This is a genomic window from Saccharothrix sp. BKS2 (genome assembly GCF_047689505.1).
In the GTDB taxonomy this organism is placed as follows: Bacteria; Actinomycetota; Actinomycetes; order Mycobacteriales; family Pseudonocardiaceae; genus Actinosynnema; species Actinosynnema lopnurensis.
In genome coordinates, this window is the sequence record NZ_JAUQOL010000002.1 from 493,240 (window position 1) to 514,993 (window position 21,754).

Consider the following 21,754-nt stretch of genomic DNA (forward strand, 5'->3'; position numbering starts at 1 on the left):
CTCTTGTCGACTATTTGCGGGAGGGGGCACCTCTCAGGCCCCGGCCACCTCCGCCAGCACCCCGTCGCTGAACGGCGGCCACGCCTCGACCGCCCACTGGCTGAAGTTCCGGTCGGTCAGGACCACGCACGCCACCCCGGGGTCCGGGTCGACCCACAGGAACGTCCCCTTCTGCCCGAAGTGCCCGAACGTGCGCGGCGAGCACGACGCCCCCGTCCAGTGCGGCGACTTGTCCGCCTTGACCTCGAACCCCAGGCCCCAGTCGTTGTGCTCCTGCGACCCGAAGCCGGGCAGCACCCCGCGCAGCCCCGGGAACACCACCGAGGTCGCCTCCGCCACCAGCTCGGCCGACACCAGCTTCGGCGCCTGCACCTCGGCCGCGAACCGCACCAGGTCCGACACCGTCGACGTGGCGGCGGCGGCCGCCGAGCCGTCCAGGGAGGACGAGGTCATGCCCAGCGGCTCGAACACCGCCTGGCGCAGGTACTCCGCGAACGGGATCCCCGTCGCCTCCTCCACCGCGCCCGCCAGCACCTCGAACCCGGTGTTGGAGTAGATCCGGCTCCGGCCGGGCGCGGCCAGCACGTCGTCGGAGTCGAACGCCAGCCCGGACGCGTGCGCGACCAGGTGCCTGATCGTCGCGGGTCCGGCGGGCCGGTCCCACTCGACCGCGCCCTCCTCCACCGCCACCAGCACCGCGTACGCGGCCAGCGGCTTGGTCACCGACGCCAGGGGGAACCGGTGGTCGACCGGGCCGTGCGTGCCGAGCACCTCCCCGTCCGCGCGCACCACCGCCGCCGCCGCGGTGCTCACCGGCCAGGACGACACCACCCGCAAGCTCTCCATGCCGCAGACTCTGCCACGTGTCACCCCGAGAGCTCGTCGTCCTGGGCACCGCCGGCCAGGTGCCGACGCGCACCCGCAACCACAACGGCTACCTGCTGCGCTGGGACGCCGAGGGCTTCCTGTTCGACCCGGGCGAGGGGGCGCAGCGCCAGATGCTGCTGGCGGGTGTCGCGGCGAGCGGCATCACCCGGCTGCTCGTCACGCACTTCCACGGCGACCACTGCCTGGGCGTGGCCGGGATCGTGCAGCGCCTGTCCCTCGACCGGGTGCCGCACCCCGTGCACGCCCACTTCCCGGCCGAGGGCGCCCACTTCTTCGACCGGCTCCGGCACGCCACCTCGTTCCACGACGTGGCGGACGTCCGCGAGCACCCGGTCACCGGGCCGGGCGTGATCGCCGAGGGCGCGTTCGGCGTGCTGGAGGCGCGCCGCCTGGACCACCCGGTGCCCGCCTACGGCTACCGGGTGGTCGAGCCGGACGGCCGCACCGTGGTCCCCGAGCTGCTGGCGGCGCGCGGCATCGGCGGCCCCGCGGTCCGCGACCTCGAACCGCCGCTGCTGGACGAGGTCAGCGTGCCGCGCCGGGGCCAGCGGTTCGCCTTCGTCATGGACACCCGGCTGTGCGACGGGGCGTACGAGCTGGCCGAGGGCGCGGACCTGCTGGTGATCGAGTCGACCTTCCTGCACGCCGACGAGCGCCTGGCCGCCGAGCACGGCCACCTGACCGCCCGCCAGGCCGCGCGGGTGGCGGCCGAGAGCGGTGTGCGCAAGCTCGTGCTCACGCACTTCTCGCAGCGCTACCCGGACCCGGAGGCGTTCCGCGCCGAGGCGGCCGAGGTGTTCGACGGCGAGCTGGTGGTGGCCGCCGACCTGGACCGGGTGGTCATGCCGAAACGCAGGTGAGCAGGAGGGTCGGCGCGACCCGGTGCTCGACGGCGAACTCCCGGAACTCCACCTCCACGTCACCGAGCAGCAACAGCGCGCCGGTGGCGATCCCCACCGCGGTGGCGAGGCCGAGCAGCAGGCTCAGCAGGGCGGTCCGGTTCGTGGCGAGCGGCAGGTCCAGGAGGCGGTCACCGAGGTCGGGCTTTCGCGGCGTGACCGCAAGCTGCTCCTCCACGCGTTCAACGCGCCGCGTGACGCCGAGCTGAACCGGTGCCGCACCCGGGGTGAGCGCCTGGCGGTGCCGGCCGCACTCGAGCCGACCGACCACGGCAAGGGCACGACGGACAAGCTGGTCGTCGAGCAGGCGGCCCTCGTGATCGCCCACTGGCGGGCGGGCCGGGCGCCGGTGCCGCCGAGGGGGAGCCGTCGAGGTGGGTGAGCGCCGTGGACCTGCCGCGGGCCCCTGAGCCCGAGCACGCCGATGACGGCCCCCTCCCGCGCGCGTTCCGCGAGTTCGACGAGCCCGCGCCGGGCAACGCGGGGTGGGTCCGCGTCCTGGCCGAGACGGCGGCCGCGCAGCGCGAGCCGTTCCTGGAGCGCGAGCAGCGCGTCCGCGCCATCGCGCCGACGCACCGGGAGGGCGCCGCCGGGGAGGGCTTGAACGGCGAGTGGCGGGCCTGGATCCCCTGGGACGACGAGCCGGACGCCTGACCGGTCACGTCCCCGCCGACACCTCGACGGCCCACTGGTCGCGCACCACGTCGTCGAGGTCCGAGTGCCGCGGCGCCCAGCCCAGGGCGCGCAGCCGGCCGGTGTCCGCGCGCAGCTCGCGCGCCTCGCCGGGGTGCGCGGGCCGCCGCACCACGGGCACCTCCCGCCCGGTCACCCGCTCCACCGAGGCCAGCACGTCGGCCACGGACGCGGGCGTCGAGCCCACGTTGAGCACCTCGTACCCCGTCACCGACCGCTCGACCGCCGTCACGAACGCCCGCGCCACGTCCCGCACGTGCACGAAGTCCCGCACCGCCGACCCGTCGCCGAACACCTCCACCGCGGGCAGCCGCCCGGCCACCGCGCCGCAGGCCCGGGTGACGATCCGGGTGTCGTCCCGGTCCCCGCCGCCCGCCACGTTGAACAGCCGCAGCGCCACCCCCGACACCAGCCCCGCCCGAGCGGCCCACTCGACCACGTCCTCCGCGGCGGCCTTCGAGGCCGCGTACGGGTTGACCGGCGCCCGCGGCCGGTCCTCGGCGACCGGGCCGGAGGGCGGCGCGCCGTACACCCCGGCGGTGGAGGCCAGCACGAAGCGCGGCGGCGCGGACCGCAGCAGGTTCACCGTGCCGCCCACGTTCACGTCGTAGTACCGCACAGGGTCCTCGAACGACTCGCGCACGCGTCCGAGGCCCGCCAGGTGCACCACCGCGTCCACGTCCCGGACCGCCCCGCACGTCCGCACATCACCCACCAGGGGGACGGCGGTGTGACCGGCGGTCGCCAGTTCGGCGACGACCACCCGACCGATGTACCCCGAGGCCCCGCTGACCAGCACGCGCATGGTCGACATCCCAGCACGGCCCGGCCGGGCGGCGAGCGGGCGATCCGGAAAAATTGACCCTAAAGGTGGAGACCAACGGGACCGATACAACCCGAGTGAGTTACCCGCACCCAGTCATGCGCACGAGCATCGAGGTCGTGCTCGCGGAGCACGCCGTGCACGAGGCCAAGCGGCAGCGCTTCCTGGAGACGGCGGCGGCGATCGTGGCCGCCGCGCCGCCGTCGGTCGACGACACGCTGCTGGGCCTCCTGACCCTGCCCTTCCCCGGTCCCCGGGGCGCCAGGGCCTTCCTCAGCCGGGTTGACCAGGTGCTCCGCGAGGCCGCCCGATGATCTCGCGCGCCCACCGCTGAGCCACCGCCGAACCCGCGGCTGAGCCCACCGCCGAGCCCGTCGGCAACTTTCATCCGGTCGTTGCCCGACCGTGCTGGGCCACGTCCATCGCCTGCCTCTACAGTGCGTGGCACCCGGCGCTCGCCGGTTGTCTCGTCTGCTTCTCATAAAGCGAGTTCTCGGCGATGGATCACGTCTTCCGCGCGCTTCAAGCGCGCCTGTGCACCCTTTTCGGCGACCGGCTGGTCGTGCTCGCGGGCGGCACCCGGTTGAGCAGTCGCGTGAGCGAGCTCCACCAGTCGGGGGCCCGTCGCACGCTCGTGCTCTCGACGGACGACCACGCTCCGCTGCACGACTCGGAGATCGCCCGCTGGGTGCCGCTGGGCATCGGCGGCTTCGTCGCCACCGAGCAGAACCGGCTCACCAGGCTGCTGACCTCGCCCAACCGGGCGGTCCGCGAGGTGCTGGCCGACTTCGACCCGCACGGCGAGGCGCTGGTGATCAGCACCCCGTACGCGCAAGTCCCGGAGTTCGCGGGCCGGCCCGTGCTCAACGCCCGCCGCCCCGAGTGGGTGGAGCTGGAGAACAAGACCACCATCGACGCGCTGTGGGACGAGCTGTCCGCGCCGCGCGCGCCGGCGGTCGTGCTGGGCATGGACTTCGACGCGCTGTGGGACGCGAGCCTGCGGCTCGACCGGGGCGCGGGCGCGGTGTGGTCCGGCGACGGCCCCGCGATCAACGGCGGCGCGAACTTCGTGCGCCGGGTCCGAGACCGGGCCGAGGCGCGCGAGGCGTTCGACGTGCTCGCGCCCAAGTGCGAGTTCATCCGGGTGATGCCGTTCCTGGAGGGCATCCCGGTGAGCGTGCACGGGATCGTGTTCCCGGACGGCACGGCGGTGCTGCGGCCGATCGAGATGGTCGTGCCGCGCCGCGCGGGCCAGGCCCGGTTCCTGTACGCGGGCTGCGCCTCGCACTACGACCCGCCCACCCGCATCCGCGAGCAGATGCGCAACCTGGCCCGCCGGGTCGGGGAGCGGCTGCGCGAGACCGTCGACTACCGGGGCACCTTCACCCTGGACGGCATCGCCACCGCCGACGGCTTCCTGCCCACCGAGATCAACACCCGCTACGGCGGCGCGATGGTGTGCTTCGAGGACGCCCTGCCGCAGCTGCCGCTGGCGCTCGTGCAGGTCGCCCTGGTCGCCGGGCACGACCTGGGCGTGTCGTCGATCGAGTTCGAGGAGCTGCTGGTCTCGGCGGCGGACAGCTACCGGCACGGGTCGGTCGGTGCGAACGTGCGCACGGTTCACCCGATCGAGATGGTGGAACGCCCGGTCGTGTTCACCGAGTGGTCGTGCCGGTGGGCCCACCCGGAGGAGGCGCCGCACGCCGTGCTGCGGCTGCGCCCGTCACCGCTGGGCGCCCGGCTGGAGCTGGAGCTCGTGGCCGACCAGCTGCCCCACGGCCGGCCCGTGGTGGCGCTGACCGTGGCCGCGTTCGCGCTGGCCGACCAGGACTGGGGCACGTCGCTGGGCCCCCTGGAACCGGCCGTCCCGGTCGACGACGAGCTGCTCGCCCCCGTGGTGGAGCCGGCCGCCGTCACGGCGTGAAGCACTCCTGGTCGCCGTACGCGGCCAGGTAGGCGTACCGGTAGCCCATCAGCTGGAGGGTCACCTCGGGCGGCTGGTTGACCGGGTACCGCTTGCCCCGGTACGCGCGCAGCAGCTCGGGGTGGCCCTGCGCGGTGGTGCGCAGCAGCAGGGGCGTGGTCGGCGCGCCGCCCACCAGGTGGCGCGCCACCCGGGCGGCCTGCGCCAGCAGCCGGGGCGAGTGGTCGTCGGCGGCGATGGCCTCGGCCACGTCCGAGACGTGCGGCGGCACCACCTCGGGCACCGCGATGGCCAGCGCCATCGAGCACGCCACCTCGGCGCCGGCCAGCGTCTCGAACACCTTCGGCGCGCCCTTGGCGACGTCGTACCGGGTCTGGGTGATCCAGTCCGGCGGCTGCCGGGGCAGCTCGCGGCCGAGCGCGTTCCACCGGCGCCGGGTGCGCCTGCCGTCGTCGGTGAAACCCGCGCCCGCCAACGCCATCGCGGCCAGCAGGAAAATCATCCGATCGCGTGTGTCGGCGGGCACCCGGTAGCTCGCCCCCAGCTCCACCAGGAACGGCACCGCCCGCGCGCTGGCCTCGGACACGGTGTCGTCGTCCAGCAGCCGGCCGGCCAGCTCGACGCAGGCGGCCTCGCGCACCGCGCGGTCGTGGTGCGCGGCGTCCCGCAGCAGGTCGTCCACACCCGTCCCGCGGGAGAGGACCGACCAGGGCACGTCCTCCAAGCCGCGCAACGGGTCGGGCCTCTGCCATGCAGGTGGGAGCTCCATGCCGCGCAAGCTACGCGATTCGGCGAACCGGTACCGGTGGGATCACTCGTCAGCGGAACGGCCGGCCGGCCGTACGATCGCGCCGTGCGCGGACCCCACTTCAAGGTCGTCGACCTGTTCTCCGGTGCCGGTGGCATGAGCCTGGGCTTCCAAGCGCACCGGGACTTCACCGTCGTCGGCGCGGCCGACGCCCAGATCGGCAAGCCGTCCTCCCGGCTGGGGTCCCTGCGCTGCAACGGCATCTACCGGGACAACATCGGCGTCGACCCGCTCCAGGTGGACCTGGGCCGGCTCGACCCGGCGGTGCTGCGGCAGGTGTGGGGCCTGGAGCGGGGCGAGCTGGACGTGCTGGTGGCGTGCCCGCCGTGCTCCGGGTTCACCCGGATCTCGCCCAACAACCACCTGCGCGACGACCCGCGCAACTCGCTGGTGGGCCGGGTCGCCGCCTACGTGGCGGAGTTCCGGCCCCGGGTGATGGTGCTGGAGAACGCGCGCGAGCTGGTCAAGGGCAAGCAGCGGCACCACCTCGAGGGGTTGGCCGACCAGCTGCTGGAGCTGGGCTACGAGGTGGACGCCTCGACGCACGTGTTCTCCCGCTTCGGCCTGCCGCAGCTGCGCGAGCGGGCCATGGTGGTGGCGGTCGACTCGGGCGTGCCGCTGCGCACGCTGGACGACGTGTGGGCCGGCTGGGAGGTCAAGCCGGGCGCGACGACCGTGCGGCGGGCGATCGGCCGGCTGCCGCTCGTCGAGGCGGGCGAGGCCCACGGGGAGGACGCGATGCACGTGTCGCCGTCGTTCCGGCGGGACCGGTCGCTGGAGCGGATGCGGGCCATCCCGGCCGACGGCGGGTCGTGGGGCGACCTGGTGGGGTCGGCGTCGGAGCTGCTGCTGAACCCGGCGCAGCGCAAGATCATCCAAGAGGGCAAGTGGGGCTCGCACCCCGACGTGTACGGGCGGATGTGGTGGGACGAGCCCGCGCGCACCATCAAGCGGGAGTGCGGCCACGTCGGCAACGGGCGGTACGCGCACCCCGAGCAGCACCGGCTGTGCACGGTGCGGGAGATGGCGCTGCTCCAGGGTTTCCCGCGCCGGTTCCGGTTCGACGTGTCGGTGATCGGCAACGCCTACCGGCACCTGGGCGACGCGGTGCCGCCGCTGATCTCGTTCCAGCTGGCGGCGCTGGTGCGGTGGGTGCTGACCGGCCAGGCGCCGACGGCGAAGGACCTGTGCCTGCCCGGCACCTCGTTGCGGGTGGGGGACATCCGGCCGGTCGCACCGTCCGCTTTGGTCGCCTAGGTAACCGTTCCACAACGGTGTGGTCTCGAAGCGGAGATCCAGGGTAATACGTGTCTTCTGTGGACCGAGCCGCTGAACTGCGGAAACCGAGTTGTCCACAGGGGTCGGCCCGCCGGTTCGCCTTGCCCCGAAACGGACTTCCGCGGGCGGTTCTCGACGCGGCGTCGATCCGCTGGATCATCCACAGTGGACTGGAGCGCCACATTTTCGCTGATCAAGGCCGATTTCAAGGTGTCCTCGGGCTTGCCGGATCGGGTGACGCCGGATCGGATAAGGTTCGCCCGATCCTGTCGATCCGGTGTCGAACCCACGCAGGCGTTCCACCGTCCTCGGCAGACCGCCGCCTTGCACCACACCACGGGCTACTTTTCGCGAGCCTCAAGGAGACACATGGCATCCCGGTCGACTGTGAAGCGCCTCGGCGCCGCGATCCTCGGCGCCGGCCTCGTCCTGCTGCCGGTGCTGCCGGCCGCCGCCGCCGAGAAGCCGAAGGTCGAGCGCTTCGACGAGGCCCTCGACAACGAGGGCGAGAGGGGCATGGGCATCTGGCTGGAGGACGGCTCCGGCAAGCTGCTCGACGGCGACAAGTGGAAGGACGGCGTCCAGGCCCACCACGCCGGCCTGCTCGGCCTGAAGATCACCACGGGGGACGGCGCCCAGACCGCCAAGGCGTACTGCGTCGAGCTGCCGACCTCGCTGGACCACGGCAAGGAGCTCGAAGAGGTCGACTGGGACAAGCACCCCAACCCCGGCACCAAGTTCAAGGACAACGCCGGCCGGATCAACTGGATCCTCCAGAACAGCTACCCGGCGCTGTCCGTGGCCGAGGCCGGTGAGCTCTACGGCATCGGCGGCACCAAGAAGAGCGCCGTGGTCGTCGCCGCCCAGGCCGCGATCTGGCACTTCAGCGACGGCGCCGTGCTGCGCGAGCAGGACTCGACCGTCGAGGACGAGAACCTCCCCGGCGGCCACGTCGACGAGCAGGTCTATAAGGCGTACAAGTACCTGATCGACAACGCGCAGGACCTCGACGAGCCGAAGCCGACGCTGGGGATCGACCCGGTCGAGCTGTCCGGCCAGGCCGGCAAGAAGATCGGCCCGTTCACCGTCTCCACCACGGCCACCGAGTTCGCGCTGACCGCCGACCTGCCGGCCGGCGTCACCCTCGTGGACAAGGACGGCAAGGCCCTCCAGATCGCGCAGGCGAACGCGCGCAGCGCCGCCCCGCAGCAGCGGATCAGCGAGTTCTGGGTCCAGGTCGACCGGGACACCGCGCCCGGCGAGGTCGAGTTCACCGCCTCCGCCAGCGCCGAGCTGCGCACCGGTCGCCTGTTCGTGTCGGCCAAGCGGGGCCAGCAGGTCCAGTCGCTGGTCATCGCCTCCTCCGAGGCGTCGAACGTGACCGCCAAGGCGAAGGCCAAGTGGACCGAGGCCGCGGTCGAGACCACGACGACCACCCCGTCCCAGACCTCCTCCACCACGCCGACGAGCACCACCACCGCGGCCCCGACGACGACCACCACCGCGGTCGTGGCCTCGGGCGGCGACACCGACGACCTGGCCAACACCGGCGCGTCGATCTTCGTGCCGCTCCTGGTGGGCCTCGGCCTGCTGGGCGCCGGCGCGGCCGCCCTGCTGATCGTGCGCCGCAAGCGCACCGCGTGACACCTGGTCGCTGAGCGAAGGCCCCCTCGGGAATGCCGAGGGGGCCTTCGCCGTTTGCGCCTGGGGGTGACCGGGCGGTTCGGGTAGCCTGCCCGGGGGAGTGCGAAGGAGCACCATGAACTTCGATGAGATCAAGGACAAGGCGTCCGGGCTGCTGGAGCAGAACCACGAGAAGGTGGACGCCGGCATCGACCGGGCCGCCGGGTTCGTCGCCGGCCGGTTCGGGCACGAGGACCAGGTCAGGTCGGTGGCCGAACTGGCCAAGGACATCCTCCCGGGTGGACGGTGAGCACGGCCGAGCAGGCGCCGCCGGCGGGTGAGACCCGCTCCCCGGCCGCGCAGATGGTGACCTGGCAGGGCTACGACGTGCCCAGGTTGGAGCAGGTGCGGCTGCTGCTGCCGGAGTGCAAGATGCGCGCGTCCGGCCGACTGGTGACGGCGGGTCCGGCCGAGCAGTTCAGCGGCTCGTACGAGGTGTCGGTCGGTGAGACCGGCGCGGTCAAGAGGGTCCTGCTGCGCACCGCGACGCTGTCGGAGGAGCGGCACGTGTCGATCACCCGCTCGTCCGAGGGCGCGTGGCTGGTCGACCACGGCCAGGGTGCGGAACGGGCCGACTTCGAGGGTGCGCAGGACGTGGACGTGCAGTTCGCGGTCCTGTTCAACTCCATCCCGGTGCGCCGGCTCAACCTGCACCTGGAGGAGGGCGACCACGAGGTCCCGATGGTCTACGTGACCCTGCCGGACCTGTCCGTGCAGCTGGTGCGCCAGCGCTACCGCACGGTCTCGCTGGGCGCGGAGCGCTCGGTGGTCTCCTTCACGCACGGGGAGTTCCAGCAGGACATCACGGTCGACCGGACCGGCCTGGTGGTCGACTACCCGCGCATCGCCTACCGCATCTGACGGCGCCGAAAGGCGTCCGCAGGAGCACGGAGCCCTGGCTCCCGCCGTTCGGCGGGTCGGCCAGGGCTTCGCCCGATCGGGGGATCTTCACACCCGGACGGCGATCGCCATCCCCTGCCCGACGCCCACGCAGGCCGCCGCGACGCCCAGGCCGCCGCCCCGCGCCCGCAGGTGCCGGCACAGGTCCACCACCACGCGCGGCAGCGAGGCGCCCAGCGGGTGCCCGTAGGCGATCGCGCCGCCGTGCACGTTCACCTTCTCCGGCTCCACCTCCGGCAGGTGGTGCAGCACCGACAGCGCCATCGCCGCGAACGCCTCGTTGATCTCCCACAGGTCGACGTCGGCGGCGCCCACGCCCAGCCTGGCCAGCAGCTTCCGGATCGCCGGGACCGGCGCCAGGGTGAACCGCCCCGGGTCGCCCGCCGCCACCGCCGAGCCCAGGAACTCCGCCAGCGGGGTGATCCCCAGCTCCGCCGCCACGACCTCGTCGCCCATCAGCACCGCCGCCGCGCCGTCGTTGAGCGGCGAGGCGTTGCCGGCCGTCACCGGGCCGTCCCCGGAGAACGCGGGCTTCAGCTTCGCCAGCTTCTCCAGCGAGGTCTCCGGCCGCACGGACTCGTCCCGCCGCACCGGCGAGCCGTCCGGCAGCAGCACCGGGAACGCGAACCCGTCGTGCACACCGGCGTCCCACGCCGCCGACGCCCGCCGGTGCGACCGCAGCGCGAACGCGTCCATCCGCTCCCGCGTGATGCCCAGCTCCACGGCGACGTCCTCGGCCGCCCGCCCCAGCGGCGTGGTCCACTCGGCCTTCATGCGCGGGTTCACCAGCCGCCACCCCAGCGCCGTGGACACCGTCTCCAGCCGGTCGGCGAACGCCCGGTCCGGCCGCGGCACCACGAACGGCGCCCGCGTCATGCCCTCCACGCCCCCGGCCAGCAGCAGCGACGCGTCGCCCATCGCCAGCGCCCGCGCGGCCTGCACGATCGCCTCGCCGCCCGACGCGCACAGCCGGTTGACCGTCACCCCGGGTACCGAGGTCGGCAGCCCGGCCAGCAGCGCGGCCATCCGCCCGACGTTCCGGTTCTCCTCACCCGCCCCGTTGGTGTTGCCCAGCAGCACGTCGTCGATCCGCGCCGGGTCCAGCGCGGGGTGCCGGCGCAGCAGCTCGGTGATCGGCAGTGCGGCCAGGTCGTCCACGCGCACCCCGGACAGCCCACCGCGGTAGCGGCCGAACGGGGTGCGGGCGGCGTCGAGGATGAGGGGCCGTGGCATGACCCCATCCTCTCACCGGCCGATGAAGAAGGGGATGAACGCCGAGGTGGGTCGAGTCTCACCCGAGGTGCCGAACAGCCGGACCTCGATCATGTGCGGCCCGGCCGAGAACCCCGAGGTGTTCAGCGCCAACCGGTACCGCCCGGCGATGCCCGGCCCGCCCCGGTCGGTCGGCACCACCGCCACCTGCCGGTCGTCGACCCGCACGCTGAACCCCGCCAACCCGGCCACGGGCGCGCCGGACCGGCCGTTCAGGGTCAGGTCGAACACCAGCCGCCCGGGTCGCACGGCGGCGCCGGGCGCCACGGCCCGCCCGCCCGCGTCCAGCACGGCCCCGTCGACGCGGGCCAGCTCCGGCCCCGGCGCGCCCGGCCCCGCCGCGGTGGTCCGCGCCACCGGGGGCGGTGTCCCGCGCAGCTCCAGCTCCGCGTGCGTCACCTGCATCCGCAGCCCGCTCAGCACCGTCACGACGAGGTCGCCCGACATCGTCCTCAACGCCTCCACGGGCAGGTCCGCCACCACCGGGTAGGCCACGCCGGCCCGCCACGGCGTCCCGGGCACGGCCGGTCGCAGCGGCACCTCCACCCCGGCCACCCAGGCGGTCAGCGCGGGGGCCTCCGGCGCCGCGTCGGTGTGCAGCAGGGCCATCCGCAGCTGCCCGCCGGTCACCCCGGGCAGCGGCGGCTCGCCCGCCCCGCCGCGCCGGGGTTGGGCGGCCACCGCGGCCTCGACCGCGGGCGCGGGCACCAGCGGCGGCGGCGAGGCGGGCGCCGCGTCGACCGCGACCAGGTCGAACGCCACCCGCTGCCCGGTCGGCCCGGAGACGGACACCAGCGCGGTCGCCTCCGACCAGGTCGGCACGACCGGGCTGGTCGCCACCAGTTCGCCGTCGAGCAGCACCCGCGCCCCGTCGCGCCGCAGCACCAGTTCCCACCGGTGGGTGAAACCGGGGTCGAGCGCGGGCACCTCGCGCACCGCCTCGGTCGGCACGTCCGCCGACGTCCGCACCCGCACCGACGTGGTCCCGTTGCCGGTCTCGACCAGCAGCCGCACCGTCCCCGGCGGCAGCCCGTCCCCGCCGACCACCGACACCGGTCCGGGCACCAGGTCCAGCGCCAGCTCGCCGTCGGAGCCGGGCGCGTCGGTCTCCACCGCGAACCGGCCCAGCTCGTCGGCGTCCCGGAGCGCGAACGGCGTGCGCGCGCGCAGAGTGGCCGGCGCCGCCGCGCAATTGCTGTTGAGCACCAGCCGCCGGCCGTCGTCGTCGCGGCCGGGCGTGACGCGGGCGCAGTTCGGCCGGGACACCAGCCGCCACCGCGTCGGGTCGGGCGAGTCGTCCCGGTCGAACCGGTCGACCGACGCGTAGCCGCCCAGCGGCCGGTCGTGCGGGGTGCCCGAGGACCTCGCGGGCGCGGAGCGCTGCCCGAACGCGTCCACCGCGTACACCTCGACCACGTGCGACCGCTCGTCCTCCAGGCCGTCGAGCTGGATCGCGGACCGCGTGACCAGCCTCGACCGGTCGGCGCGGTCGACGCCCCAGCGCACCTCGTAGCCGGGCGCGCCGCCCGCCCAGCGCAGCTGCAACCGCCGCGACCCGGCCGTCACGACCAGGTCGTGCGGCGCCTCCGGTGGCGCGCCCGCGGTCGGCACCAGCACGCCCTCGGCCGCGAACGGCGCGAGCGACGTGGGTGGTGGCGCGGAGGTGGGGGTGGGCGGGCCCGGCTCGCCGGCGCCGGCGGTCCGCAGGACCCCGACGACCCCGCCGAACAGCACCACGCCCGCGGCGATCAGCGCGATCCGGCGACGGTCCATGGCGCAAAGCTAGGTGCCCGCGTGACGCCGGTCACCACGTCGTTGCGGAGCCGAGACCTACAGCGGTCGGATCTGGAAGCTGTGCTGCGCCCGGCGCACCTCGCCGCGCCCGTCCACCGGGAGCACCCGCGCCACGACGTCGTGGCCGCCGGTGGGCACGTCGTCCAGCCGCAGCGCGAACTCGTGCCGCCCGCCGGCCGACCCGTTCGTGGGCAGCGTGGCGATCCGCTCGCCGTCGAAGTCGACCTCGACGCCCTTCACCGCGGCCACCTCGCGCGCGGTCGGGTCGGCCAGCTCGACGACCACCCGGGCGACGTCGCCCTCGCGCACCACGGTGACCGTCGGCGCGGGGACCTCCGGCGCGGGCGACGGGCGATCGGTGACCCGGGGCAGGGGGCGGCGCGCGTCCAGGCCGTCCGCGACCACGAGGTGGGCGCCGGCCAGGTACCCGATGTTGCCCGTCGGCAGCCGCACGCTCCGGAGCTCGTCGCTCTCCTCCAGCGGGAAGTCGGCGTAGACCACGGTCTCGTGAGACCAGGCGTCCTCGGGCGGCATGGGCGTCGCGGGCGCGGAGAGCGAGCCGAACTCCAGCGTCGCCGGCGGGCCCGAACCGGCGAACAGGGTGGCGACCACGCGCACCGAGGTGCCGCCCGCCAGCTGCGCCGGGGTCGCGATGCCCAGGTCCACGCGACTGCGGCCGAGCGCCACCACCGAGGCGGGCCGCGGGCCCGCCGGGACGCCGCCCGTGCCGAACGAGTCCAGCAGGGTGCCGCGGGACTCCCGGAACACCAGGCGCGGGTGGGCGACCCGCCAGGGCACCGCGACCGGCGCGCCGGCCAGCGCCACGCCGTCGCGCAGCGCCACCACGGCGTCGGGCAGCACGCGCAGCTCCCAGCGGTGCCGCACGCCCGAGGAGGGCAGCGTGAACGTGCCCGCCGCGGGCACCACCCCGCCGGTCGCGGGCACCCCCGCGCCGACGTCGAAGCGCACGGCGGTGGACGTGACGCGCAGGACGACCGCACCCGGCGGCAGGCTGTCCCCCAGCGCGGCCAGGTCCTGGAACGGCTCGGGCAGCAGGGCGATCGACACCTCGCCGTCGGAGGTCAGCGGACCGTCGGTGGTGAGGACGGCCCTGCCGACCGCGCCGTCCCCGGGGTGGGGCTCGCCCAGCGCCAGCGGCACGTTCGACTGGAGCTCCAGCAGGTCGCAGGCCACCTCCAGCCGCCCGCCGTTGAACGGGCGCCGGCCGAGGCAGTCGGTGCTCGCGCCGCGGGTGTCGTAGGGCATGGTGGCGGGCAGGACGCGCCAGCGGCGCGGCGAGAGGGACTCCGGGCCGTCGAACCGGTCGACCGGTTCGAACAGGCCGTCCTCCGGGGCCGCGTCGTGCGCCAGGCGCGGCACGGCGGTCGCGGTGGCGGGTCCGGAGCGGTTGCCCAGCCCGTCGACCGCGCGGACCTCCACGGCGACGTCGGCGTTCACGTCCAGATCGGTCAGCTCGGTCTCGGTGCCCTGGACCAGGCGCGTGCCGCCGTTCCAGCGGACCTCGAAACCGCCGTGGCCGAGGCCCCCGGTGGCGGTCCAGCTCGCGCGCAGGCTGGTGCGGTCGAGGGCGGTCAGCTCCAGGTCGGTGGGCGCGCCCGGCTCGTGCGCGTCCGGGACGTGCTCGACGCCGTCGGCGAGGAAGCGCTCGAAGACCGGTGGGGGCGGTGGAGCGGACTCGTCGCGCAGGAGGGCGACCGTGCCGCCGAGCAGGGCGATACCGCCGACCAGGGCGATGAGCTCGCGGCGCTCCACGGGCCGACTTTATGGCCGGTCGTGTGCTCGCGGTGTGAGTACGCGCGCGGTTGAGCCGTTCAGCCCAACCACGCGACCGCCGCGGGAACCCAGGTCGCGCAAGGCTTCCAGGGCGTCCGGGGACGTCAGGTCGATGGTGGTGCCCGTCAGCTCGGGGCCGTTCTCCAGGGCCAGGCGGGCGGCGTGGCCCGCCTCCACGGTCTTGGCCAGGCCACCGGTCGAGGCGAGCGAGCCGCGGGCCGCGCCGAGCCGGCCTAGCGCGTCGTCCACGGCGCCCAGCAGCGCGGCGCGGTTGCCCTGGCACATCGCCAGGACCAGCTCGGGGCGGCTGCCCGCGACGCGCGTGCCGTCGCCGAACGAGCCCGCGGCCAGGGCGAGGGCGAGCGGGCCGCCGTCCGCGCCGACGCTGGCCAGCACGGCGGCGAGCAGGTGCGGGAGGTGGGAGATGCGGGCCACCGCGGCGTCGTGCTCGGCGGCGGTGGTGGGTACGACGTGGGCGCCCGCGGCGAGGGCCAGGCCGACGACGTCGGCGAGGACGTCGAGGTCGGTGCCGTCCTCGGCGGTGACGACCCAGGCGGCGTCGTGGAACAGGTCGGCGCGGCCCGCGTCCCAGCCGGACCGGGACGTGCCCGCCATGGGGTGGCCGCCGACGTAGCGGGCGTGCGGGGCGAGGCGCGCGACGAGGTCGGCGACGGGGCCCTTGACGCTGACGACGTCGGTGAGGCGGACGCCCCCCGGGAGGGCCCGCAGCACGTTCTCCACAGCCGGCAGCGGAACCGCCACGACGACGAGCGCGTCCTGCACAACCGCGCGTTCGAGGGCCGCGGCGAGGTCCAGGACGTCGTGACCGTCCCGGCGCGCGGCCTCCGCGTCCTCGTCCGAGGCGGTCGCGCCCCAGGTCACGGCACCCGCCGCGGCCGCCGCGCGCAGCACCGAACCGCCGATCAACCCCAGCCCGACCACGCACACGCTTCGCACGACCCACATCCTGCCGGCGACGCCGCCCGAGCCCTACTCGTCCGAGCCCCGGGCAGTTGTCCACAGATCGCGGATCGCCGCTCGCACCCCCACCCGGCCGCCGGCACGGTCGGAGCCATGACCACGACCCCGACCGCGCCGCTCGCCGGTCTCCTCAGTGCCGGTCCCTTCGGCGCCGGTTCCCCCAGCGCCGGTCTCCCCAGCGCCGGTCTCCCCAGCGCCGGTCTCCCCAGCGCCGGTCTCCCCAGCGCCGGTCTCCTCAGCGTCGGCGCCCGCCCACCGCTCGCCCCGTCACCGCAGGGCGTCCAGCGCGAAAGCGGTGTAGACGACCACGCCGTGCTCCATGGCGGCCTCGTCGAACAGCACCCGGCTGGAGTGGTTCGGCTCCGCCCGCGCCAGGTCCACCCCGCGCGGGCAGGCGCCCAGGAACGCCATCGCGCCCGGCACCCGCTGCAACACGTAGGAGAAGTCCTCCGCGCCCATCAGCGGGTCCTCCATGGGCGCCGCCCACCGCGCGCCGAGGGCGGACGCCGTCACGTCCACCACGTGCCGGCCGACCTCGTCGTCGTTCACCGTGACGGGGTAGCCGGGCACGATCGTCACCTCGGCGGTGCAGCCGTGCGCGGCGGCCACGTGCTCGACGACCTTCGGCAGCTCGCGGTGCACCAGGTCCCTGGTCTCCTCCGACAGGGTCCGGATCGTGCCCTCCACGAGCGCGGTCTCCGGGATGATGTTGGTGGTCGTGCCCGCGGCGATCCGGCCGACCGTGACCACCGCCGGCTGGTGCACGCTGACCCGCCGGGCGACCATCGTCTGGAGCGCCCCGACCAGGGCGGCGGCGGGCGGCACGGGGTCGACCGCGTCGTGCGGCATCCCGCCGTGCCCGCCGCGGCCGGTGACGGTGACGTGGAAGGTGTCGGCCGAGGCCATCGTGGGGCCGGGGCGGCTGATGACGACGCCGGACTGGAGCGTCGAGGTGATGTGCAGGGCGAACGCCTTCTCCACCGGCGTGCCCGCCGCGTCCAGCACGCCCTCGTCGAGCATGTGCCGGGCGCCGTGCTGGCCCTCCTCGCCCGGCTGGAACATGAACACGACCTGACCGGACAGGGCCTCGCGCCGCGAGGACAGCAGGCGCGCGGCCGACGCCAGCATGGCGACGTGCGTGTCGTGGCCGCAGGCGTGCATGGTGCCGTCGACCTCGGAGGAGTAGGCCAGGCCCGTCTCCTCCTGGAGCGGCAGGGCGTCCATGTCGCCCCGCAGCAGCACGGTCGGCCCCGGCCTGGCCCCGCGCAGCACGGCGGTGACCGAGGTGCTGGAGCTGCCGGTGGTCACCTCCAGCGGCAGGCCGGACAGCGAGTGCTGGATCGCGGCCTGGGTCGCGGGCAGGTCCAAGCCCTGCTCGGGGTGCCGGTGCACCTGTCGGCGCAGCGCCACGGTCCTCGGCTGGAGGGCTCGGGCGGCCTCCACCAGCCCTGTGAACCTGGGCTCGGGAGCGGTCGTCGAGGTGTGCGGCAGAGTTGTGCTCATCCCACGATAGTGGCACCGCTCGGCCCCGGTCGCCCGCGCCTGCGGCCCCCGTGCTACCTACGTGGTGGCCGTGGCCCTACGGTGTGCACATGGCACACCAGGAGCCGGTCAACGGCTTCGCTGTCGCGGTGGTCCGCGAGGACGGTCGTTGGCGGTGCAGCAAGATGGACAGCTCCGCGCTGTCAGAACTCGACGCGGCCATCACGGAACTGCGCCAACTGCGCTCGACGGGTGCCGTCTTCGGGATGCTGGCGGTGGACGACGAGTTCTTCATCATCCTGCGCCCGGTCCCGGGCGGCGTGGCGCTGCTGCTGTCCGACGCCGCCGCGGCGCTGGACTACGACATCGCCGCCGACGTCCTCGACCTGCTCCGGGTGGACCCGCCCGACGAGGAGGACGACGAGCTGTGGCCGGAGGGCGACCTCGCCGTCCTGGCCGACGTCGGGATGCCGCAGCACGAGTTGCAGGTGATCGTCGACGAGGTCGAGCTGTACCCGGACGAGCAGCTCCAGATGGTCGCCCAGCGGTGCGGCTTCGCCGACGAGTTCACCAAGGTCCTGGACACCATCCAGGCGTGACCACCGGCAAGCCGTACGAGGCCATGGTCGAGGCCGCGCTGGAGGTCGCCGCCCGGGCTCCGGAGACCGGCGACATCCCCATCGGCGCGGTCGTCTACGGCCCGGACGGCCGGGAGCTGGCCAGGGCCTGCAACGCCCGCGAGGCCCTGGGCGACCCGACCGCCCACGCCGAGGTGCTGGCCCTGAGAGCCGCCGCCGCCGCACACGGCGACGGCTGGCGCCTGACCGGCTGCACCCTGGCGGTCACCGTCGAACCCTGCACCATGTGCGCCGGCGCCCTGGTCCTGTCGAGGGTCGACCGGCTGGTCTTCGGAGCCTGGGAACCCCGCACGGGCGCCGTCAGCTCCCTGTGGGACGTGGTCCGCGACCGAAGGCTCAACCACCGACCCGAGGTGGTGGGTGGCGTCCTGGAGGCCAGGTGCGCGGCCCTGATGGAGTCCTTCTTCCGCAACCTCTGACCTCCGCTCCCGCTCCACACCTCTGTCCCCGCCCCGCCCTTCTGCCCCCGCTCCGTGCCTCCTGACCTCCGCTCCACCCCTCTGACCAGCACCTCCGATGCGAACCGACCCCTATTTGGATCACCCCCGGCCGGTCTTGTATTGTTCTCGGCGGTGGCGTGTCCGAGCGGCCGAAGGAGCACGCCTCGAAAGCGTGTGAGGTGAAAGCCTCCGTGGGTTCAAATCCCACCGCCACCGCTGCTCAGAGCCCCGGTTGCCGATCACGGCAACCGGGGCTCTGACGTCTCGTCTCAGTTGTAGTCTCAGTTCGCTGTGCTGTCGTCCTGTGCCGCAGCACGCCAGTGCCCCTGGGCGTAGATCGCGATGACGGTGCTGTCGCCGTCGTACACCTGCAACTGCCCATCGTGAACCTTGATCTTGTGCCCGCTCTCGTAGACGTCCGGGACACTGGTGCCGGTGTTTCTGACGCTGATGCTCACGACCTGTCCGTCGTAGACAAGTGTCTGTGTGTTACGCCATATGGCCTACTGTCCTAGGGCTTTGTCTGCACGCCCGCTACTGTCCGACTCACCGTCTGCATCGGCGGGCTTCCATAGCAGCCCTCCAACGTGCTGAGCTACATCCCGACGGATGGCAGCGGTGATGTGCTGGTAACGCGCAGCCATCGCGGTGTTGGACCAGCCCATAATGCCCATGACCGTCCGGTCCGGGACTCCGAGCGGCAACAGCTGAGCTTCCCCCGATAACCCGAGGTGGTTGTTACCTGGATCGGGTCGGTGATGCCGGGATGGTAGTTGGCTCTGTTTGGGCGGCGTGCCAGGCGGCTTCGTACTCGTCGGGACTGAGCCGGCCGAGGTCCTTCTGGATGCGTTCGGTATTGTAGAACCCGTCGATACAGAGGTTAAAAGAGCGATGGCGGTTGGTGTGATCATGCTGTTGTCGTGAGGATCAGGCCGGTCTGGGCGAGGCAGCCGTCGAGTACGTCGGGCCGGTAGTGGATCTTCTTGAGTTTGCGTTTGACCACGCGGACCAGGTGGTCGAGGTCGGCGGCGGCGAAGTCGGTCAGTGACCGCTTGAGCAGCGACCACACCCCTTCGGTCGGGTTCAACTCCGGCGCGCAGGAGGGCAGGTGCACCACGTGCAACCAGTCCCGGTTCGCGTCGATGAACTCGGTCAGCTCGTGTGTCTTGTGGACGTTGAGATTGTCCCAGATCCACACCATCGGGGCGTGGAGTTGATTGTGGGTGGCCACGATCAGGTCGCGGTACTCGCTCCAGGTGAAGCCGCGCCGCTCGCCCTTGCGCCCGTGCCACAGACGCAGCCGGTAGAGCAGACGCGGCCTGGCGTCGGGCGTGAAGCACAGCACCCCGGCGATCGACACCCAACCCGCACGACGGCCGCGCACCGTGAACACCGGGGTCCGACCGCGTGGCGCCCAGCTGCGTCCTTCGGCGGTCTCAGCCCCTGGCCCGCTTCGTCCTCGAAGCAGATGACGGCGCCCAGGTCCGCCGCGAGTCTTTACCCAGGGCCACACCTCTTCGTGCCAGACCCCGACCGCCCCGTCGTCACGCTCGATCGCCCGATGCGCGGGGACCTGCACCGACCAGCCGTGCCGCCGTAACAGCCGCCAGACACCCTGCACGGTGTAGCCGATCCGGAACAACCGGCCGATCACCGTCCTGACCCGGCCCAGGGTCCAACCCCCGCCCTCGTCCCAACCGTGCGCCAACGGACCCTGCGTCAACTCCCGCACCAGCCGCTCCCACTGGGCAGGGGAGAGCCGCTCCACCGACATCGGCCCCGCCGAGCGCAGCGCCTCCAGGCCGCCCTCGCGCCAGGACCGGCGCCACTTCTCCACCTGTCGCACCCCGACCCGCAACTCCGCGGCGACCACCGCGGTCCTCTTCCCCTGGGCGAACCACTCACCGGCCTGAAGCCGTATCCGCTCCCGCGCCCGCTGCTCACGGGGCGTCAGGCCACCACCCTGCGCATACCTCATCCACTCGGCATACCGCGACGATCAAGAAACGTCACGGGGCCAGTTCCGCCCGCCAACGCGAATTCAACCTCTGTACCGTTTCGATCGGTAACCTCGTGATCAAAGGTAATCCTTTGACCTGCACGGTTGCCGCAGTTACCGGGACACGGTTCTACCGTCCGTTGCAAACTTTCGGGACCGACTGAGCCGATTGGGTAGAGATCGTTCAGATTTCTGGAATTAGCGCGAAAATAGTGGAAAGTGGTTACTGCTGCCTGCACGGTGCGGGCGCTGAAACGGGGAACAGTGATGGCTCGTTTAGCTTTGTTGACCGTGCTTCCACTTGTCGCGGCTGCGGCATTGCTGGGTACTGGAACGGCTTCGGCGTCGGCGGTGGCCGGCGAAGTGTCTCCGATGGCGTCCTGCGAGGGGACCCCTAGTTGGCAAGGGGCGACATGGACATGGCGCTGCACAGCGGACATGCCCGGCACCGAGTTCCGTGCGGTGAACCTGTGCCCCAACGGGGACCATCACTACGGCGCGTGGGTCTCTCAAGGCCCGGGTCACGTCTCGGTGGCCAAGTGTGGGAACCCGGCGGTCCAAACGGGCTACCAGTTGAGGTAGCGAGTGGAGGGTTGCAGGTAGGGTGACCGAAGTCGGCTGGCGCTACTGTTACCAACTTCCAGGCCGGCCGCACGAGCGAGAAGTACAGCAAGCAGGATGTCCATAATGGACAGTAGTGGTGACGGGTCGTCTCAGTTGTCGTGCGTCCAGCTCTGTTCAGCGCCGTTCGCTGAGCTCCCTGGATCAGGTACCAATAGGCTCTGACCTGCGGACACGAACTCTGAGGAATGGTGGCGGACGGACGGTCGCAGACCTCGAAAGCGTGTGAGGTGAAAGCCTCCGTGGGTTCAAATCCCACCGCCACCGCTGCTCAGAGCCCCGGTTGCCGATCACGGCAACCGGGGCTCTGGCGTTTGGTGGCTCTGTGGTCGCGGTCCGCTCCTCGACGGTTCGGCACTCCGGGGTGCGAGCCCGGTGAAGAAGGGGAAGTGGTCAGCCATGCCGGTCGAGTACCTTCGCCGCGAGCCCCCGGTTGAGCCCGGGTTGCTCGCACGGCTGGAAGAACGAATCGGTCACGCCCTGCCGGACGAGTACCGCGACTACCTGCTGGAGCAGGACGGCGGTCAGCTGGAGGAGAACGACCGCGGGGTTGATTCGGTTTTCGGTTTGGGCCCGGTGCCCGATCAGACGAGCACGTGGGAAGTCCTGGAGATCTACCGGGACCGGGTGCCCTCGTGGCTGTTGCCGGTCGCCGATGATGGCGCGGGCAACCTCTACGCCATCTCGCTGAGGTCGGGCGACCGCGGAACCGTGTGGTTCTGGGACCACGAAGAAGCTGATGAGGGGCGGCCTCCGGCGGAGGAGGACCTGGTCGAACTGGCGGAGAGCTGGGTGGGGTTCCTGGCTGGGCTGGAGCCCTGCTGAACCCCCAACCAC

The 21,754-nt window shown here is 73.1% G+C and carries 23 protein-coding genes and 2 tRNA genes; 14 read left to right on the plus strand and 11 right to left on the minus strand.

The features are described from left to right. Nucleotides 1-33 precede the first annotated feature (33 nt). The gene (locus tag Q5530_RS04935) at nt 34-846 is read right to left on the minus strand and encodes a serine hydrolase domain-containing protein (protein WP_415360986.1); all 813 of its coding nucleotides are present in this window, start codon (nt 844-846) and stop codon (nt 34-36) included. A 17-nt stretch (nt 847-863) separates the two neighbouring features. On the opposite strand from Q5530_RS04935, the gene Q5530_RS04940 reads away from it, so the two are divergent. Further along, complete coding sequence (locus Q5530_RS04940) at nt 864-1,748, plus strand: ribonuclease Z (protein WP_415360987.1); 885 nt, start codon at nt 864-866, stop codon at nt 1,746-1,748. On the opposite strand, the gene Q5530_RS04945 is transcribed toward Q5530_RS04940, so the two are convergent. Then, the gene (locus tag Q5530_RS04945; protein ID WP_415360988.1) at nt 1,729-1,965 is read right to left on the minus strand and encodes a hypothetical protein; all 237 of its coding nucleotides are present in this window, start codon (nt 1,963-1,965) and stop codon (nt 1,729-1,731) included. The genes Q5530_RS04940 and Q5530_RS04945 overlap by 20 nt on opposite strands. 63 nt (nt 1,966-2,028) lie before the next feature. Here Q5530_RS04945 and Q5530_RS04950 point away from each other — a divergent pair, with 63 nt between their 5' ends. Further along, nucleotides 2,029-2,169 (plus strand): hypothetical protein, encoded by a 141-nt coding sequence (locus tag Q5530_RS04950; protein WP_415360989.1) that lies wholly within the window; start codon nt 2,029-2,031, stop codon nt 2,167-2,169. Further along, nucleotides 2,166-2,441, plus strand: coding sequence for a hypothetical protein (locus tag Q5530_RS04955; protein WP_415360990.1), 276 nt, complete (start codon nt 2,166-2,168; stop codon nt 2,439-2,441). The genes Q5530_RS04950 and Q5530_RS04955 overlap by 4 nt, the downstream gene beginning before the upstream one ends. 4 nt (nt 2,442-2,445) lie before the next feature. Here Q5530_RS04955 and Q5530_RS04960 read toward each other — a convergent pair whose 3' ends face one another. Next, nucleotides 2,446-3,294, minus strand: a complete 849-nt coding sequence (locus Q5530_RS04960) for an NAD-dependent epimerase/dehydratase family protein (RefSeq protein WP_415360991.1) — start codon at nt 3,292-3,294, stop codon at nt 2,446-2,448. A 107-nt stretch (nt 3,295-3,401) separates the two neighbouring features. Here Q5530_RS04960 and Q5530_RS04965 point away from each other — a divergent pair, with 107 nt between their 5' ends. Together Q5530_RS04965 and Q5530_RS04970 are read left to right on the plus strand one after the other, a co-directional pair. Next, nucleotides 3,402-3,617, plus strand: a complete 216-nt coding sequence (locus Q5530_RS04965) for a hypothetical protein (RefSeq protein WP_415360992.1) — start codon at nt 3,402-3,404, stop codon at nt 3,615-3,617. Between the two features lie 281 nt (nt 3,618-3,898). Continuing rightward, on the plus strand, nt 3,899-5,227 hold the full coding sequence (locus tag Q5530_RS04970; RefSeq protein WP_415360994.1) for a hypothetical protein: 1,329 nt from the start codon (nt 3,899-3,901) through the stop codon (nt 5,225-5,227). On the opposite strand, the gene Q5530_RS04975 is transcribed toward Q5530_RS04970, so the two are convergent. After that, complete coding sequence (locus Q5530_RS04975) at nt 5,217-5,996, minus strand: hypothetical protein (protein WP_380632403.1); 780 nt, start codon at nt 5,994-5,996, stop codon at nt 5,217-5,219. The genes Q5530_RS04970 and Q5530_RS04975 overlap by 11 nt on opposite strands. Nucleotides 5,997-6,080: 84 nt before the next feature. Here Q5530_RS04975 and Q5530_RS04980 point away from each other — a divergent pair, with 84 nt between their 5' ends. The 4 genes from Q5530_RS04980 to Q5530_RS04995 all read left to right on the plus strand — a co-directional run bounded on the left by Q5530_RS04980 (nt 6,081) and on the right by Q5530_RS04995 (nt 9,857). Then, nucleotides 6,081-7,292, plus strand: a complete 1,212-nt coding sequence (locus Q5530_RS04980; RefSeq protein ID WP_415360996.1) for a DNA cytosine methyltransferase — start codon at nt 6,081-6,083, stop codon at nt 7,290-7,292. 390 nt (nt 7,293-7,682) lie between these two features. After that, entirely contained in the window at nt 7,683-8,957 is a 1,275-nt protein-coding gene (locus Q5530_RS04985; protein WP_415360998.1) for a thioester domain-containing protein, read from the plus strand. A 115-nt stretch (nt 8,958-9,072) separates the two neighbouring features. Beyond that, entirely contained in the window at nt 9,073-9,246 is a 174-nt protein-coding gene (locus Q5530_RS04990) for an antitoxin (RefSeq protein WP_380632396.1), read from the plus strand. After that, nucleotides 9,243-9,857 carry a putative glycolipid-binding domain-containing protein gene (locus Q5530_RS04995; protein ID WP_380632394.1) on the plus strand — a complete coding sequence of 205 codons (615 nt, stop codon included), beginning with the start codon at nt 9,243-9,245 and terminating at the stop codon, nt 9,855-9,857. The genes Q5530_RS04990 and Q5530_RS04995 overlap by 4 nt, the downstream gene beginning before the upstream one ends. Before the next feature lie 87 nt (nt 9,858-9,944). On the opposite strand, the gene Q5530_RS05000 is transcribed toward Q5530_RS04995, so the two are convergent. From Q5530_RS05000 to Q5530_RS05020, 5 genes are all read right to left on the minus strand, one after another. Beyond that, entirely contained in the window at nt 9,945-11,129 is a 1,185-nt protein-coding gene (locus Q5530_RS05000) for a thiolase family protein (RefSeq protein ID WP_415360999.1), read from the minus strand. 12 nt (nt 11,130-11,141) lie between these two features. After that, nucleotides 11,142-12,941 (minus strand): fibronectin type III domain-containing protein, encoded by a 1,800-nt coding sequence (locus Q5530_RS05005; RefSeq protein ID WP_415361000.1) that lies wholly within the window; start codon nt 12,939-12,941, stop codon nt 11,142-11,144. 57 nt (nt 12,942-12,998) lie between these two features. After that, on the minus strand, nt 12,999-14,735 hold the full coding sequence (locus Q5530_RS05010) for a hypothetical protein (protein WP_415361001.1): 1,737 nt from the start codon (nt 14,733-14,735) through the stop codon (nt 12,999-13,001). Nucleotides 14,736-14,744: 9 nt separating this feature from the next. Beyond that, nucleotides 14,745-15,713: a prephenate dehydrogenase gene (locus Q5530_RS05015; RefSeq protein WP_415361002.1), complete on the minus strand. Its 969-nt coding sequence runs from the start codon at nt 15,711-15,713 to the stop codon at nt 14,745-14,747. Nucleotides 15,714-16,004: 291 nt separating this feature from the next. After that, nucleotides 16,005-17,240, minus strand: coding sequence for a M20 metallopeptidase family protein (locus tag Q5530_RS05020; RefSeq protein WP_415361003.1), 1,236 nt, complete (start codon nt 17,238-17,240; stop codon nt 16,005-16,007). 89 nt (nt 17,241-17,329) lie between these two features. Between Q5530_RS05020 and Q5530_RS05025 the strand changes: the two genes are divergently transcribed. The 3 genes from Q5530_RS05025 (at nt 17,330) to Q5530_RS05035 (ending at nt 18,513) form a co-directional block, all read left to right on the plus strand. Further along, nucleotides 17,330-17,818 (plus strand): tRNA adenosine deaminase-associated protein, encoded by a 489-nt coding sequence (locus Q5530_RS05025; protein ID WP_415361004.1) that lies wholly within the window; start codon nt 17,330-17,332, stop codon nt 17,816-17,818. Between the two features lie 23 nt (nt 17,819-17,841). Next, nucleotides 17,842-18,276, plus strand: coding sequence for a nucleoside deaminase (locus Q5530_RS05030; protein WP_415361173.1), 435 nt, complete (start codon nt 17,842-17,844; stop codon nt 18,274-18,276). 152 nt (nt 18,277-18,428) lie between these two features. After that, a tRNA-Ser gene (locus Q5530_RS05035) sits at nt 18,429-18,513 on the plus strand. A 65-nt stretch (nt 18,514-18,578) separates the two neighbouring features. Here Q5530_RS05035 and Q5530_RS05040 read toward each other — a convergent pair. Both Q5530_RS05040 and Q5530_RS05045 read right to left on the minus strand, forming a co-directional pair. Then, nucleotides 18,579-18,755 (minus strand): hypothetical protein, encoded by a 177-nt coding sequence (locus Q5530_RS05040; RefSeq protein ID WP_415361005.1) that lies wholly within the window; start codon nt 18,753-18,755, stop codon nt 18,579-18,581. Between the two features lie 449 nt (nt 18,756-19,204). Next, entirely contained in the window at nt 19,205-20,275 is a 1,071-nt protein-coding gene (locus Q5530_RS05045; protein WP_415361006.1) for an IS630 family transposase, read from the minus strand. Between the two features lie 832 nt (nt 20,276-21,107). Here Q5530_RS05045 and Q5530_RS05050 point away from each other — a divergent pair. Together Q5530_RS05050 and Q5530_RS05055 are read left to right on the plus strand one after the other, a co-directional pair. Beyond that, nucleotides 21,108-21,184 (plus strand) — tRNA-OTHER (locus Q5530_RS05050). A 132-nt stretch (nt 21,185-21,316) separates the two neighbouring features. Continuing rightward, the gene (locus Q5530_RS05055; RefSeq protein WP_415361007.1) at nt 21,317-21,742 is read left to right on the plus strand and encodes an SMI1/KNR4 family protein; all 426 of its coding nucleotides are present in this window, start codon (nt 21,317-21,319) and stop codon (nt 21,740-21,742) included. The last annotated feature ends 12 nt before the right edge of the window (nt 21,743-21,754 follow it).